The organism is Flavobacterium resistens (assembly GCF_900182645.1).
In the GTDB taxonomy this organism is placed as follows: Bacteria; Bacteroidota; Bacteroidia; order Flavobacteriales; family Flavobacteriaceae; genus Flavobacterium; species Flavobacterium resistens.
In genome coordinates this window covers 65,563-81,734 of the sequence record NZ_FXTA01000005.1, presented here as the reverse complement: position 1 = coordinate 81,734, position 16,172 = coordinate 65,563, and the positions used below count along the sequence as shown (strand labels likewise).

The following is a 16,172-nucleotide window of genomic DNA, read 5'->3' as shown; positions in this document are numbered from 1 at the left end:
TTGCTGATTTTTAAATTCTTATACAAGGTAAGATTAAAATTTTGAAATATGAAAAGACTATTAAGCTTTCATTTGGTACAGTTTAAGCATTATTCAATTAGAATATTGTGTAAATGACACATTTTCAAAATTATCTAATTATCAAATTGGCACATTATCTAATTAAATCTATCTTTGCACCACGAAAAAAATGGGTAGTCAAATAAACGATTAACCGATTAAACAAATTAACAAAGACAAATGATTACAGTTAACGATATTTCGGTTCAGTTTGGCGGAACTACACTTTTTAGCGATGTTTCTTTTGCTATAAATGAAAATGATAAAATTGCCCTTATGGGTAAAAATGGTGCGGGAAAATCAACACTTTTAAAAATTATTGCAGGAGAAAATAAGCCTTCAACTGGAAGTATCTCGACTCCAAAAGATGCTGTAGTAGCTTATTTGCCTCAGCATTTATTGACGAAAGACGGTTCAACTGTAATGGAAGAAGCTTCAAAAGCTTTTGGCGAAATTTTCAAAATGAAAGCCGAAATTGACGAAATCAATGAGCAATTGACCGTTCGTACAGATTATGAAAGTGATGAATACATGAAATTGATCGAAAGAGTTTCTGACTTAAGCGAGAAATTTTATGCAATTGAAGAAATAAATTACGAAGCTGAAGTTGAAAAGATTTTAGTTGGTTTAGGTTTTGATCGTGAAGATTTTGGTCGCCAAACTTCTGAATTTTCTGGAGGATGGAGAATGCGTATCGAGCTTGCGAAAATTTTATTGCAGAAACCAGATTTGATTTTGCTGGATGAGCCAACAAACCACATGGATATTGAAAGTATTCAATGGTTAGAAGAGTTTTTATTGACTTCTGCGAAAGCAGTTGTGGTAATTTCGCACGATAGAGCGTTTGTAGATAATATTACAAACAGAACTATCGAAGTAACAATGGGAAGAATTTACGACTATAAAGCGAAATATTCTCATTATTTAGAATTAAGAAAAGATCGTCGTATTCATCAGCAAAAAGCATATGACGAGCAACAAAAAATGATTGCTGATAACAGAGCTTTCATTGACCGTTTTAAAGGAACTTTCTCTAAAACAGATGCCGTTCAATCGCGTGTAAAAATGCTTGAAAAGCTGGAAATCGTTCAGGTTGATGAAGTGGATACTTCGGCATTGCGCTTGAAATTTCCACCGGCACCACGTTCAGGACAATATCCGGTTATTGTAAAAGAAATGTCTAAATCATATGGTGATCATGTAGTTTTTAAAGATGCTAATATCGTAATCGAAAGAGGTCAGAAAGTTGCTTTTGTTGGAAAAAATGGAGAAGGAAAGTCAACAATGATTAAGGCGATTATGAAAGAAATCGGTGTTGATGAAGGAAGTGTTGAAATTGGCCATAATTCTCAAATTGGATATTTTGCTCAAAATCAGGCTTCTTTGTTAGATGAAAATGCTACGATTTTTGAAACTATCGATAACATTGCAGTTGGAGATATCAGAACTCAGATCAAAAATATTCTTGGAGCTTTCATGTTTCAAGGTGATGATATTACTAAAAAAGTAAAAGTGCTTTCTGGAGGAGAAAAAACACGTTTGGCGATGATTAAACTATTGCTTGAACCGGTTAATTTATTAATTCTGGATGAGCCTTCCAATCACTTGGATATGAAAACTAAAGACATTATCAAAGATGCGTTACGTGATTTTGATGGAACTTTGATCTTGGTTTCTCACGATCGTGATTTCCTTGACGGATTAGCTACGAAAGTTTTTGAATTCGGAAATAAAAGAGTTAAAGAGCATTTTGAAGATGTTGCTGGTTTCTTGGCACATAAAAAAATGGATTCGATGAGAGAAATCGAAAAGTAAAAATCTTATAAAATAGTAAAAAGGCGCAAGTTAATTCTTGCGCCTTTTTTATTTTGTTAAAATTGATAATCAAATTTTAATGCAACTATTTTTACAAGTTATCGATTTTTTATTATATTTATAACTGTTTTTGTGTTGATTCATAAGTGTTTGCGTTTTTTTATATACCCCAAATATGAAAAAATAATTCTGAACCTTTTATAAAAGTTTAATTTATATGCCTATGAAAAAGACTTTACTTCTTCGAATAATTTTTGTTTTATTTCTAATGCCGTTGTTTTCGATTGCACAAACTACACAAACTCAACCTGCGACTGATTCTGAAAGTGATATCAAATATCCAACATTTCAGTTTAAAGGGCTTATACAAGCCAGATATTTAGAAAGTTTTGAAGATGATGTTGATGTTTTGGGAGCGCATCATTCAACGGGAAATGTCACTCAGAGTTCATTTGATATTAAAAGAATGCGTGTTGGGCTTAATACGAAGCTTAGTAAAGAAACCGAAGTTGTAATTTTAGTAAACTTGGCCGATTTTAAATCAGATACTAAAGGCAAAGTTCTTGAAAATGCCTACGGAAAATATACTTTTAATAAATATATAGCGTTAACCGGCGGGCAGTTCAGGCCAGCTTTTGGTATTGAGGAATTGGTTCCGGTAGACATCATTAAGTCGTTCGATTTTTCTAATCAATATTATGAATTTGGAAAAAATGGCTGGACAAGTTTTCAAATTGGAGCCTCAGCAACGGGTGCTTTTGATGTTGGAAAAATACCTGTTGACTATGCTTTTTCTGTTTTGAATGGAAACGGAAAAAATGCCGAGATGGATAAAGATAACGGCAAACAATTTTCAACAAGATGGGTTTTGGGATTGTCGAAAAAACACGAAATCAATTTAGGGTTAAACGGAGGTTTTGGAAAAGTTTTTAAAGAAGATGTTTTTGCAATTGGCGCCGATATCACAAGTGATTTTAAACTGACCGACAAATTGAGTTTTGATTTGCAAATTGAATACAAGCAGGGGACAAATCATAATTTGTATTTTTCTTTGCCAGTTGCTTCAAGAACTCCAGATGTTGCAGATTATCAAATGCGCGGAATTTATTTTTTGCCTAATTTCAGATATGTTGTCGATTATAATAAATTAACCTCGTTAGAGATTTCGTGTCGTTATGAAAGATTTGATCCGAGTTATAAGGTTGATTCAAACTTAAGGCAAACATATACGCCAATGGTGAGTCTTGAATTTGGGAAAGCATATAGAGGCCGAATTGAAGCAGGATTTCAAATTGACAGATTTGATCAAAATGTTCCAGATACAACGACCTATGATAATAACTTGTTTTTAATACAGCTCCAGCTTAGACTTTAATTAATTTAAATCTTGTTTTTATGAAAGAAGTACAAATTCCCCAAACTATAATCACACTTGCTGTGGGAGTTGCAATTTGGTTAATTCCTGCTCCGAACGGTGTTGTTGCCGAAGCGTGGCATTTGTTCGCCATTTTTGTTGCTACCATTTTAGGGATTATCCTGAAAGCAGCCCCAATGGGAACTATGTGTATGATTGCTATTGCATTAACAGCTTTTTCTCAGGTTTTAGCGCCTGGTGATGCTGGAAAGTCTATAACATTGGCACTGAAAGGTTTTGGCGATAAAGTAATCTGGCTTATCGGGATTTCATTTTTTATTGCGAGAGGATTTATAAAAACAGGTTTAGGAAACAGAATTGCTTTTTTGTTTATTCGAATATTTGGCAAAAGCTCGCTCGGACTTGCTTATGGTTTGGGACTTGCTGATTTGGTTTTGGCTCCTGCAGTTCCAAGTAATACAGCTCGTGGAGGAGGGATTATTTATCCAATTATGAAGTCTATGTCAATGAGTTTTGGTTCGATGCCGGATAAGCCAGAAACGCATCGAAAATTAGGTGCATATCTTACCTTAAATAGTTATAATGCAAATTTGATCGCGTCGTCTATGTTTCTGACGGGTACGGCGAGTAATCCAATGTGTCAAAAATTTGCGTTAAATCTCGGAATAAAAATCACTTGGATTTCTTGGGCAACTGCCGCTATAGTTCCTGGTTTGGTTTCATTTTTTGTAATTCCGTTTGTACTTTATAAAATTTATCCGCCAGAATTGAAGAAAACTGGAGATGCACCTCAAATTGCAGCTCAAAAACTTAAAGAAATGGGGGCAATTACGCGAAATGAATGGATGATGTTGTTGACTTTCTTTATTTTATTGTTTTTATGGATGACAGGCGATCTGTTTTCAATAGATGCAACTACAACTGCGTTTATTGGATTGGTAATTTTGCTTTTAACCTCAGTTTTAACTTGGGATGATGTCAAAGCCGAAAAAGGCGCTTGGGATACCATTGTTTGGTTTTCGGTTTTAGTAATGATGGCAAGTTCGCTAAATGAATTAGGTTTTATTGCGTGGTTTAGTGATTTGGTAAAAGCTGAAATTGGAGGGCTAAGCTGGCAAATGGCCTTTCCTATTATTATATTGGTGTACTTTTTTAGCCACTATCTTTTTGCAAGCGCAACGGCACACGTTGCAGCAATGTATGCAGCTTTGTTGGGAGTTGGAGTTTCGCTTGGAATTCCGGGCTTGCTCCTTGCTTTTATGCTTGGTTTCGTTGGATCGATATACGGAACTTTAACACATTACGGACATGGACCGGCACCAGTCTTTTTCGGAAGTGGTTATGTCGACCTAAAAAGCTGGTGGGTCAAAGGCCTGATAACTGGATTAGTTATGCTTTTTATCTATATGGTAATAGGAGGTTTGTGGCTCCGATTAATTGGTGATTTTTAAATCCTGATTCCTGGAGGAAGCAATTCTTTGTATTTTGGGTTTTTTTTGAAAAAAGTAACAATCTTTGGGTGAATAGGAACAACTCTGAATTTTTTTTCTGTATTTAATTCCATGATGTTTTTCAGCATGTTGTCAAGTACGGCTTGATTGTCGTAACCTTCAGGTGTGTTGATTTTGGTTAGGAAAATTTTCTTTTCTTGAAATGAATATTCAACAGAAAGCATTCCTTCTGGAGCTAAAGTTTCAAATTGTCTCGCAAAAGTGTTGTCTTTAATTGCCAATGTAGTTTCAATTGATTCCATAATTTGTCATTTTTTTAGCAGGTTTAAAATATAAAATAGATTTAGGGCGTTATTCTGTTTAAATACTTATGTAAGAATGTTAAACATGAATGATTTGGAATGCAAAGTTAATCATTTGATTTTCAATATGAAATTATTTTTTTAGAACGTCTTTTTTTTGAATATTTTGTAATTTTATTTGTTTTAATATGTATTATGGTGTAAGATTTGCTGTGCATATTGTTAAAAAAAGTAAATTTATCTTGAAATTAAGATTTGTAATTAAAATACCTTTTTTGACAAATGAGTAAAATTCCTGTTTATTTTATGCCTGGCTTGGCGGCTAGTCCTGCTATTTTTGAAAGAATTAAATTAGATGAATCTATCTTTGAAACTCATTTACTTGAATGGGAGATTCCTAAGCCGAAAGAATCTTTATCTGATTATGCAGTTCGAATTACAAAGAATATCAAACATGAAAATCCGGTTTTGATTGGAGTTTCTTTTGGCGGAATTTTGGTTCAGGAAATTTCGAAACATATTAAGGCTCAAAAGGTAATTATTATTTCAAGTGTCAGAAGTAATGTTGAATTTCCGAGAAGAATGAAAATTGGAAAAACAACAAAAGCCTACAAATTAATTCCGATGAAGTTGATTTTGAATATCGAAAATCTGGCTAAATATTCTTTCGGAGAAAAGGTAAATAAGCGCATCAAATTATACGAGAAATTTTTAGCTGTACGAGATCTTAATTATCTGCAGTGGGCTGTAGAATCAGTTATTTTATGGGATCGAAATGAAGTTGATGATAATGTGATTCATATTCACGGCGATCAGGATGATGTTTTTCCTATAAAGTATATCAATAAATGTATTGTCGTAAAAGGCGGAACACATATTATGATTCTCAATAAGTATAAATGGCTGAATGAGAATTTGCCTTCGATTATATTGGAGGATTAAAAAAATGAAAAACTTAACTATAGTTCTCGTTTTAGTCTTGACGGGATGTAAATCTCCAAAAAAAGATTTTGATTTCACTTTTTTTAAATGGAATATTCATGAATCCTATTATTTGAAGTTTAATTCTTCTGATACACTTTATTATGTGGATGTTTATGGTTTTAAAGAAGAAACATTCTTTACGGTTTTAAACAGAGATGAAAAAGAAAGGATTCAAGATGTTTTAGATACGCTAATTTTTCCAAATAAGGATACTTATGAAAGTCAGGTTGAGGATGGAGAAACTAATGCTTTTGTGTTAAAGGATGGAAATCAAACAAGAAAACTTAAGATTCATGGGCATAATGGACCAAATCAATTTTGGCTTTTTGCTAAATCATTAGATAATATTAAGTCTATTCATCAATTTATAAAAACGAATAAAAAAATTGATCTGGAAGAAATAAACAAAATGGTTATAATGAAAGTGCCATCAACATTTGTTGTTGATTCTTTAAAATAAAAAATCCCAAACTCTTTTTTAGAATTTGGGATTTTAAATATTATGATTTGAAAAAATTAGATTTTCTTCATTTGTTCTTTCATCATAGAAATTTGCTCTTTCAGCATTCCTTGTTTGTCTAGTTTTTTAGCTTCAGCTAATAAATTTGTAGCCTCAAGTTTTCTTCTTCTTGACATTGCAACTCCTGCAAGGTTTAATTTTGCTACTGCTAAATCCATATCCATAGATAAACCAAGTTCAATTGCTTTTTTGAAATGTTTCTCAGCCTGAATAAGATTAGTTTGAGATAACATAATTCCGTGAAGGTAATTGAAATAACCTTGTTGTTTTCTTACTAATGCCGCTTCAGGATTTTTAATATATGCCAACCAGCTTTTAGCTCCTTCGAAGTCTTGTTTTCTTAATTTAAGGAAGGCTAAAAGGATAAATTCATTTTTAAAGTAAAGAAAAATTGGAATTGCAGTCAATAATATAAGAAAGATTCCATTTCCGATATTACTTTCTGTAAATTGCCAAATGCCAGCTACAACAAGAAGTCCGGCTAAAATTAGTTTAATATTTTTGTGAAACATAATTAATGTAAATTTGTGATTGCAAATATAGTAAAATGAATTAAAAATATTTTTATTAAAGTGCTTGCCAGAAAAAAAAGTCTTTGTATATTTGCACTCGGTTTTTGAGCAACGATATTCAAAACCAAGAACGAGTTAATTAGATACCATTTTTAAAGATACAAAGCAATGAGCAAAAGAACATTTCAACCATCGAAAAGAAAAAGAAGAAATAAGCACGGATTTATGGACAGAATGGCTTCTGCGAATGGAAGAAAAGTTCTAGCGCGTAGAAGAGCAAAAGGAAGACATAAATTAACTGTTTCTAGCGAGCCTAGACACAAAAAATAATGTTTGTATAAACATACATAAGGCGATTACTTTTTTAGTATCGCCTTTTTTTATACCTTGTCGGTAAAAATTTTCTCAACTTTCTAGTTTTTAGTATACTAGAAAAGTTTTTTAAAGTACTTATATAACTACACAATACATACAAAATGCCTAAAGACACATCAATAAAATCAGTTTTAATAATAGGTTCAGGACCTATTGTTATTGGTCAAGCTTGCGAATTCGATTATGCAGGATCACAATCTGCACGTTCGATTCGTGAAGAAGGAATTGAAGTTATCTTGATTAACTCGAACCCAGCAACGATTATGACCGACCCATCTATGGCCGATCATATTTATTTGAAACCTTTAACTACAAAATCGATTATTGAAATTCTGAAGGAACATCCACAAATTGATGCTGTTTTACCAACAATGGGAGGTCAGACTGCTTTGAACTTGTGTTTGGAAGCTGAGGAAAAAGGAATCTGGCAGGATTTCGGAGTAAGATTAATCGGAGTTGACGTAAACGCAATTAATATTACAGAAGACAGAGAGCAGTTTAAACAGCTTTTAGAAAGAATAAATGTTCCAACTGCACCTGCAAAAACGGCTACTTCTTACTTAGAAGGAAAAGAAATTGCTCAGGAATTTGGTTTTCCACTTGTAATTCGTCCTTCGTTTACATTAGGAGGAACTGGAGCAGCGGTAGTTTACAAAAAAGAAGATTTTGATGAGCTTTTAACTCGTGGACTTGAAGCTTCTCCAATTCACGAAGTTTTGATCGATAAAGCTTTAATGGGATGGAAAGAATACGAATTAGAGCTTCTAAGAGATAAAAATGACAACGTTGTAATTATTTGTTCTATCGAAAACATGGATCCAATGGGAATCCATACTGGAGATTCAATTACAGTTGCACCAGCAATGACTTTATCTGACACAACTTTCCAAAAATTACGTGACTACGCAATTTTGATGATGAGAAGTATCGGAAATTTTGCAGGAGGATGTAACGTACAATTCGCAGTTTCTCCAGATGAAAAAGAAGATATCGTAGCAATCGAGATCAACCCTCGTGTATCTCGTTCTTCTGCTTTAGCATCAAAAGCGACTGGTTATCCAATTGCAAAAATCGCTTCTAAACTAGCTTTAGGATACAACTTAGATGAGTTGCAAAACCAAATTACAAAATCTACTTCGGCTCTTTTTGAACCAACTTTAGATTATGTAATCGTAAAAATACCTCGTTGGAACTTCGATAAATTTGAAGGTTCTGACAGAACTTTAGGTCTTCAGATGAAATCTGTTGGTGAAGTTATGGGGATTGGACGTTCTTTTCAGGAAGCACTTCACAAAGCAACTCAATCTTTAGAGATTAAGAGAAACGGAATTGGTGCTGACGGAAAAGGATACAAAAACTACGAACAAATTATTGAGAAACTGACTTACGCAAGTTGGGATCGTGTTTTTGTAATTTATGATGCGATCGCAATGGGAATTCCGTTGAGCCGTATTCATGAAATTACAAGAATCGATATGTGGTTCTTAAAACAATACGAAGAACTTTATACTTTAGAAAAAGAAATTTCTAACTATAAGGTTTCAAATCTTCCAAAAGAATTATTGCTTGAAGCGAAACAAAAAGGTTTTGCTGACAGACAATTAGCTCACATGATGAATTGCCTGGAAAGTGAAGTGCATGCTTTGCGTATGGATCAAAATATTAACCGTGTGTTTAAATTGGTTGATACTTGTGCTGCAGAATTTAAAGCAAAAACTCCTTATTACTACTCAACTTTTGAAGCTGAAATTGAAAAAGCAGATGGTAAGCGTTATGTAGATAACGAAAGTATTGTAACGGAGAAAAAGAAAATCATCGTTTTAGGTTCAGGACCAAACAGAATTGGCCAAGGAATTGAGTTTGATTATTCTTGTGTACACGGAGTTTTGGCAGCAAAAGAATGCGGTTATGAAACTATCATGATCAACTGTAATCCTGAAACGGTTTCGACTGATTTTGATACGGCTGATAAATTATACTTCGAGCCAGTTTTCTGGGAGCATATTTATGATATCATTCAGCATGAAAAACCTGAAGGTGTAATTGTACAGCTTGGTGGTCAGACAGCATTGAAATTGGCTGATAAACTTTCTAAATACGGAGTGAAAATCATCGGAACTAGTTTTGATGCACTTGATTTAGCGGAAGACAGAGGACGTTTCTCAGATTTATTAACTGAATTACATATTCCTTTCCCTAAATTTGGAATTGCTGAAACTGCTGACGAAGCTTCTGCACTTGCAGATACATTAGATTTCCCATTATTGATTCGTCCTTCTTATGTATTAGGAGGTCAGGGAATGAAAATTGTAATCAACAAAAAAGAATTAGAAGAGCACGTTATCAATTTATTGAAAACGATTCCAGGAAATAAATTGCTTTTAGATCACTATTTAGCCGGAGCAATCGAAGCTGAAGCCGATGCAATCTGTGATGCTGATGGAAATGTTTACATTATCGGAATTATGGAGCATATTGAGCCTTGCGGTGTTCACTCTGGAGATAGTAATGCTACTTTGCCTCCTTTCAACTTAGGAGAGTTTGTAATGCAGCAGATTAAAGATCATACGCATAAAATTGCCAGAGCTTTAAAAACTGTTGGTTTGATCAATATTCAGTTTGCGATTAAAGACGATACGGTTTACATCATCGAGGCAAATCCAAGAGCTTCAAGAACAGTTCCGTTTATTGCAAAAGCTTACGGAGAACCTTATGTAAACTATGCTACAAAAGTAATGTTAGGTCATAATAAAGTAACTGATTTTGATTTCAACCCACAATTAAAAGGTTATGCAATCAAACAACCAGTTTTCTCTTTCAGCAAATTCCCGAATGTAAACAAAGCATTAGGGCCAGAAATGAAATCAACAGGAGAAAGTATCTTGTTTATTGACGACTTAAAAGACGATCAATTCTACGAATTGTACTCTAGAAGAAAAATGTATTTGAGTAAATAATCTCAGATTGCTAATATAAAAAGACTCTAATTATTTAGGGTCTTTTTTGTTTTTAGGGCGTAACAAAAAAAATAAACCAACTAAAAATGTTGGAAGCCATATTATAAATGAAATTTGCCCGAGAAAGCTTAAAACTGAATTGATGTGACTGTTGCTTGTAAATAAGCTTATACCTAAAAACCACATTAGAATACTTGAAAAAATCAATAAAAGACCAATTTTTATATATCTATGCATTTGACTTCGTTTTAAAACATTACAATAAATTTAGAAATTTTATTTAATAAAAAAGCTCCAATATTAATTGGAGCTTTTTTTATATGGAAATATATCAGAATTATTTCCCTGCTACATCATATCTGTAATTAAAAGTACCTTCCGTTACTTTTGTTGTAATAGGATTAGTTGCGCTAATTGGTTTAGCATCATCATCTACACAATTAAATGAAAATGTTCCGGTTACTTTTTTAGCACTTAAGTCAATTGTTGTAATTGATACTGAGCCATTAACAGGATATTGACTTTTTCCTTTAGTATTGAATGAGATCTCAACTTGTGTTTTAGATGCATCAAACGTGTTTTTTGTTATAGGATATGTTCCAATTTTTAGATCGCTTCTCTTAATGTAAAGTCTGATTTCATCTACAAAATTACTGTTTCTTCCTTGTAAAAGAATATATTGTTCTGCCGGATACATATCAAATAGTGTTTTTGTAGCATAATCTGAACCAAACGGATTTTGCATTTCCCACAATGTACCGTCAACTTTTGCTGTCATTGCGAATGTTGATGTTGGTGTAGTTTCGTCTGGAGTTGAGGTGTCGCTTGAACAGCTGTTTAAGGCAAGAATTAGAGCAAGAAACAGAATTTTTGGTGTTTTCATTAGGTTGATTTTTGGATTAAAATCCAAAAGTAGCTAAACGATTATAATCTATTTTACGGTAAAACGTAATGAGGCATAAAAAAAAGCTCCAAAATTATTTGGAGCTTTTTCTGATTATAAAAGTAAGATTGATGATTATTTAATCAATTGCTGCAAAGGCTTCAATTGTTCCATATCGATTTTTGATTTTTGCAGAACCGACATAATTGTCATAATGTTATTCGGATTCATGTTTTTTCCGAGAACACGGACCACGGCAAAACCATTTTCTTTTCTGTTGGCAAAAACTACAAACTCTTCGATGTTTTCATCTGTGCCAACATAGCTTATTGAAGCGCCGTCTTTGCCAGAACCCACTTTCATCAATTGCTGATATTTAGGGTTTTTTAAAATGGCATTTACTTTTGTGCGTTCTGTTTCAAATTCGGCTTGATTTTTATCTGTTGCTTTAAAAGCTAAAATGTTCATTTTGTCAAATGACTTTAAGGCTTCTGCTTGCTCTGCTGATAATTTTGCTTTATCAATGTTTAAAATATTAGAGGAAACATCAATTGCAATAAAATCCTTTTTCTCATTATTTTCAACAAAATATTTTTGCAATGAAGGTTCAGAATTGCAGCTTATCAAAGTCAGCAATGCTATAAGGGCTAAGGTAAAAACACGTGTTTTCATGATTATTTTTTGCCTTTAGAGGCTTTTTTTAAGTCAGTTCCACCAGGAAGCTGCATTTTGTCTGTCAATACTGAAATTTCGTTTAGGTCAAAATTACCTGTTAGAGATAATAAAACTGTTTCGTCATTTTTTGCACCGTCAACAAACATCAGCAATTCTTTGATTTGCGTGTCGCTTGCTCCAGATTTTACCATTATTTTGACATTTTTACCACTATCGTTTACACGCATTAATTCTTCAAGACCTGCAGTTTTGATGTATTTGTCTGCAGAAGCTTTCATATCGGCTTCGATTTTAGGATTTTTAGTTGTAAACACTTTTAGGTAATCTAATTTTTTAATAAGATTGATGTATTGCTGCGTTTCTTTGTCAGAAGCATCAACTTTTACTTTGCTCATTAAATCGAACATTTTTTTGTTTACAATTACTGATGTTACATCGTCCTGACCGTCAAATTTGTCAAAAGCGCCTTGTGCATAGAATGAATGTGTGAAAAAGGCGAAAACTAGAGTTATAATAAGATTTTTCATTTTTGATTGAATTTAATTACTGTTTAAAGATTTTGTTTTTTGATTGTTCGTATTCGTTAATGTATTGCACACTTTCAATACCTACATTAACATTGTTTGATAATAGTGCCAAAGCTTTTTGCGTTGCTGCGAGAGCTTCTTCTGGATTATCATAGGTTCCTAATTCTGACTGCACTACAGCCGGAGCTGTATCTTTTTCGCTGACAAAGAAATAAGTCCCAATTCCGAGTAAAACAACTGCAGATGCTGCAATCGATAACCACGCCACATTTCGTTTCTTAGTTTGTAGTGGAATTTCCTGCGTTGATTTTTGTTGTTTTACCTGAGAGAAATATCCAAACATTGGCTGATATTGCTCTAAATGCTGCGCAACATTTGGAGACGAAAAATAGTCTTTTAATTCATTTTCTTCAGCAATAGTAGTTTCTCCCTGAAAGTATTTTTCTAATATATTTTCTATTCTATCTAATTCCATAACTGTGTGTGTTAACCATTGATTCTCTAATTTTTTTTCTCGCTCTCGAAAGTGCTACTCTAATAGCCGTTTCATTCATGTTGACAATTTTCGCAATTTCATCAAATTCATATTGCTCAACATCGCGAAGTTGAATTAATATTTGGAGCTGCTCTGGCAGCTGATTTATAATTTTTTCGACCCATTCCAAACTGTCAGAATCTTCTAATTTTTTGTCTAATTGAGGTTCTCGGTCTGTAAAATTGTTGTGCACAATTTTAAGGTTTCCGGCTCTTTTAGATTTTAATTGATCCAGACAATAATTTTTTGTCATTGTCATGGCAACTGCTTCGATATTATTATAGGAATCCAAATTGTCTTTTTTGTTCCATAATTTCACCATCACTTCCTGAGTGGCATCTTCAGCTTCTTCAGTGCTGGTAAGCAATCTTTTTGCCAGACGAAAAACTTTGTCTTTGAAAGGATTAATTAATTCTATAAACACATTCTGATTCATAAAATTTGGTTGGTTTTGCGTTAGCTTATATAGTCAAGACGAGGCACTATTATTTTTGTTACAGCCACTTTAAAAAAAAAAATGAAGAAAAAATGAAATAAACTTGATAGAGTTAAAACTAAAGGTAGTATTTTTACGTTAATAGATTACCAAGAACATTTTTTATGAAAACAATATTAAAGAGTTTACTACTAATTTTTTTGCTTGCCTTTACTTTACAGTCCTGTGAAGATCAGGATGATGTAGAAGCTCCGGCAACTTTACAAGTAAATGATTTTATCTGGAAAGGATTAAATGAAGTTTATTTGTGGCAGGCCGATGTGCCAAATTTAGCCGATGATAGGTTTAGCACTCAAGCAGAATTAAACTCTTATTTAGCTGGATATTCAGACCCAAAAGAATTATTTCAAGATTTATTAAATAAACCAATCAGTAAATATCCTGCAACGGCAATTGACCGTTTTAGCTGGATTGTTGATGATTATACTGTTTTAGAGCAAGAACTTAACGGAATCACAAAAAATAATGGTGTTGATTTTAAACTCTCAAGAGTTGCTGACGGCTCAAATGATGTGGTTGGTTATGTTCGTTATATTATTCCAAATTCTGATGCTTCAACTAAAGCCATAAAAAGAGGTGATTTATTTACGGCAGTGAATGGTACAAAACTTACAGTTTCTAATTATCAGTCATTGTTGTTAGCTCCAGATAGTTATACTTTAAATCTTGCTGATTATAATGGTTCTGCTTTTGTTTTGAATGGAAAAACAGTTGCTTTGACTAAAACAGTTTTAGAAGAAAATCCAATTTTAATTAATAAAGTAATTACATCTGGAGGTCGTAAAATTGGGTATTTAATGTACAATGGTTTTTATTCGGATTACGATCTTAAACTAAATCAGGCTTTTGGCGAATTAAAAGCACAGGGCGTTACAGATTTAGTCTTAGATTTAAGATATAACGGAGGCGGGTCTGTACGTACATCAACTCGTTTGGCAAGTATGATTACAGGACAATTTAACGGAAAAATATTTTCGAAACAGCAATACAATCTAAAATTGATGGCAACAATGACTACTGAAGATTTGGAGTCTTTGAATCAGAGATTTGTCACGAACATTGATGGAACAGCATTAAATAGTCTGAATTTATCAAAGATTTATATTTTGACAACTTCTAGCACGGCATCGGCAAGTGAATTAGTTGTTAATGGCTTAAAGCCTTATATTGATGTTGTTCAGATTGGCGAAACAACTATTGGAAAAAATGTTGGTTCATTTACTGTTTATGATTCACCAACTTTTACGAAATCAAATGTAAATCCAAATCATAAATATGCAATGCAGCCGTTGGTCTTTAAAATTACCAATGCTCAGGATTTTGGAGATTATACTTCAGGATTAGTTCCTACATATATGCAGTTAGAACATGTAAGTACTTACGGAGTTCTTGGAGATCCTTCTGAACCATTGTTGAATTTAGCAATTTCAAAAATTACTGGAGCAACAGCTAAAAAGCTTCAAACCGACAAAAGCCTAATTTTGCCTTATATAGACGATTCGAAAAAAATCAACGGATTACGAAATGAAATGTATCTTGAAACTGTTCCAAAAGGATTTTCAAAATCATTAAAATAAAAAAAAAGGCTTTCAGAAATGAAAGCCTTTTTTTCAAAAAAAATCCAAAAACTAATTTAAAAATAAAGGTATATTAATTGTTGAAGTAAAAACCATTTGGTCCAACTCCTACAGTTAATTCTTTTTGTGATACACCACTTAAGTTGTAGATGTAAGCTTTGCTGTTTGAACTAAAATCACCACCATCAGCAATATAAATTTTATTGTTTTCTACAGCAAAACCATAAATAGAACCACCAGTTGGAAGACTCGCAGTTAAAATTGGTGTTGTAGACGCTTCAGTTGCAGAAGGGCTAATTGCATAAACAGATTTGTTAGAAGTATAATAAACTTTATCATTGTAAATATCTAAATACCCAGCTCTGTCTAAAGATTTTGGGAAAGTGATTTTAGTAACTGATTTGTCAGATAGTTTCACTTTTACAATTTCACTTCTGTTATCTCCGTAAGGAGCTCTCAAAACATATAAAATGCCATCTTTAACTTCCATACTGTCTCCACTGTAACCAATTGTCACAGGAGTTTCTAATGCTTTTGTCGTAGGATTTACAACCAATACTTTGTCATTGTAAGAATCTGTAATGTATAATTTTCCGTTTTCTAATAAAATTCGGTTTGCAGTCGCTTTCAATTCAATTTTAGATTCTACTTTGTTAGTAGCTAAATCAATTACAGCAATATAATCATCAGTATCACCAGTTGCAGGATTGCTGTATGAATACGTGTTTGCATTCGTTACATATGCTTTTCCATCTTTTATAACACCATATCTTGGGTTTGCCAGTCCGCTGTCAACTTTTGCAATTAATTTAAATGAGTATCTGTTTACAACATTAATTACGTTAGATCCACCAGCGATGATATACGCTTTATCTCCGTCAAAAAAGATATTTTGAAGATATACTCCAGCGAAATCTCCAGCATTTGCAGTTTTGTAAACATCAGCTGTAAAATTGGCTAAATCATCACTTGCAAAAGAAACTGATCCACCACCAGAATTTCCTTCGTTTAAGATGAAAAATCCTTTATCATAAACTCCCTTTGGGTCATTATCATCATCGTTAGAACAAGAAACAAAAAGCGATGCGCTTATTGCTAATAAAAATAATCTAGTTAGTTTCATTATAT

Annotated in this window: 16 protein-coding genes; 8 read left to right on the top strand and 8 right to left on the bottom strand. The window is 33.0% G+C overall.

Features of this window, described 5'->3' with window-relative positions; translation table 11 throughout:
* The first annotated feature begins 240 nt into the window (after window positions 1-240).
* The 3 genes from FN795_RS17335 (at window position 241) to FN795_RS17325 (ending at window position 4,701) form a co-directional block, all read left to right on the top strand.
* On the top strand, window positions 241-1,875 hold the full coding sequence (locus tag FN795_RS17335; protein WP_142451805.1) for an ABC-F family ATP-binding cassette domain-containing protein: 1,635 nt from the start codon (window positions 241-243) through the stop codon (window positions 1,873-1,875).
* Window positions 1,876-2,098: 223 nt separating this feature from the next.
* Window positions 2,099-3,250, top strand: a complete 1,152-nt coding sequence (locus FN795_RS17330) for a porin (protein ID WP_142451804.1) — start codon at window positions 2,099-2,101, stop codon at window positions 3,248-3,250.
* A gap of 20 nt (window positions 3,251-3,270) precedes the next feature.
* Window positions 3,271-4,701 carry an anion permease gene (locus FN795_RS17325; RefSeq protein ID WP_142451803.1) on the top strand — a complete coding sequence of 477 codons (1,431 nt, stop codon included), beginning with the start codon at window positions 3,271-3,273 and terminating at the stop codon, window positions 4,699-4,701.
* Here the strand turns inward: FN795_RS17325 and FN795_RS17320 are convergent.
* Complete coding sequence (locus tag FN795_RS17320; RefSeq protein WP_133525279.1) at window positions 4,698-5,003, bottom strand: GNAT family protein; 306 nt, start codon at window positions 5,001-5,003, stop codon at window positions 4,698-4,700. The two genes, FN795_RS17325 and FN795_RS17320, sit on opposite strands and share 4 nt — an antisense overlap.
* A gap of 282 nt (window positions 5,004-5,285) precedes the next feature.
* On the opposite strand from FN795_RS17320, the gene FN795_RS17315 reads away from it, so the two are divergent.
* A complete protein-coding gene (locus FN795_RS17315) occupies window positions 5,286-5,945 on the top strand; it encodes an alpha/beta hydrolase family protein (RefSeq protein ID WP_142451802.1) in 660 nt (219 codons plus the stop codon).
* Window positions 5,946-5,949: 4 nt separating this feature from the next.
* Window positions 5,950-6,447: a hypothetical protein gene (locus FN795_RS17310; RefSeq protein WP_142451801.1), complete on the top strand. Its 498-nt coding sequence runs from the start codon at window positions 5,950-5,952 to the stop codon at window positions 6,445-6,447.
* 56 nt (window positions 6,448-6,503) lie between these two features.
* Here the strand turns inward: FN795_RS17310 and FN795_RS17305 are convergent, their stop codons facing one another.
* Entirely contained in the window at window positions 6,504-7,019 is a 516-nt protein-coding gene (locus FN795_RS17305) for a hypothetical protein (protein ID WP_035649699.1), read from the bottom strand.
* 168 nt (window positions 7,020-7,187) lie between these two features.
* On the opposite strand from FN795_RS17305, the gene rpmH reads away from it, so the two are divergent.
* A complete protein-coding gene (gene rpmH / locus FN795_RS17300; protein ID WP_008464848.1) occupies window positions 7,188-7,349 on the top strand; it encodes a 50S ribosomal protein L34 in 162 nt (53 codons plus the stop codon).
* Window positions 7,350-7,495: 146 nt separating this feature from the next.
* Window positions 7,496-10,351: a carbamoyl-phosphate synthase large subunit gene (carB, locus tag FN795_RS17295; protein ID WP_142451800.1), complete on the top strand. Its 2,856-nt coding sequence runs from the start codon at window positions 7,496-7,498 to the stop codon at window positions 10,349-10,351.
* Between the two features lie 337 nt (window positions 10,352-10,688).
* On the opposite strand, the gene FN795_RS17290 is transcribed toward carB, so the two are convergent.
* From FN795_RS17290 to FN795_RS17270, 5 genes are all read right to left on the bottom strand, one after another.
* Complete coding sequence (locus tag FN795_RS17290; protein WP_142451799.1) at window positions 10,689-11,234, bottom strand: DUF6252 family protein; 546 nt, start codon at window positions 11,232-11,234, stop codon at window positions 10,689-10,691.
* A 135-nt stretch (window positions 11,235-11,369) separates the two neighbouring features.
* Window positions 11,370-11,906: a DUF4252 domain-containing protein gene (locus FN795_RS17285; protein ID WP_142451798.1), complete on the bottom strand. Its 537-nt coding sequence runs from the start codon at window positions 11,904-11,906 to the stop codon at window positions 11,370-11,372.
* 2 nt (window positions 11,907-11,908) lie between these two features.
* Window positions 11,909-12,436, bottom strand: coding sequence for a DUF4252 domain-containing protein (locus FN795_RS17280; protein WP_035649692.1), 528 nt, complete (start codon window positions 12,434-12,436; stop codon window positions 11,909-11,911).
* Window positions 12,437-12,452: 16 nt separating this feature from the next.
* Entirely contained in the window at window positions 12,453-12,911 is a 459-nt protein-coding gene (locus tag FN795_RS17275; protein ID WP_142451797.1) for a hypothetical protein, read from the bottom strand.
* Window positions 12,898-13,407, bottom strand: coding sequence for an RNA polymerase sigma factor (locus tag FN795_RS17270; RefSeq protein WP_035649689.1), 510 nt, complete (start codon window positions 13,405-13,407; stop codon window positions 12,898-12,900). Before FN795_RS17270 ends, FN795_RS17275 begins: the two co-directional genes overlap by 14 nt.
* A gap of 164 nt (window positions 13,408-13,571) precedes the next feature.
* Here FN795_RS17270 and FN795_RS17265 point away from each other — a divergent pair, with 164 nt between their 5' ends.
* Window positions 13,572-15,044, top strand: coding sequence for a S41 family peptidase (locus FN795_RS17265; RefSeq protein ID WP_142451796.1), 1,473 nt, complete (start codon window positions 13,572-13,574; stop codon window positions 15,042-15,044).
* 73 nt (window positions 15,045-15,117) lie between these two features.
* On the opposite strand, the gene FN795_RS17260 is transcribed toward FN795_RS17265, so the two are convergent.
* A complete protein-coding gene (locus FN795_RS17260) occupies window positions 15,118-16,167 on the bottom strand; it encodes an amine dehydrogenase large subunit (protein WP_142451795.1) in 1,050 nt (349 codons plus the stop codon).
* Between the last annotated feature and the right edge of the window lie 5 nt (window positions 16,168-16,172).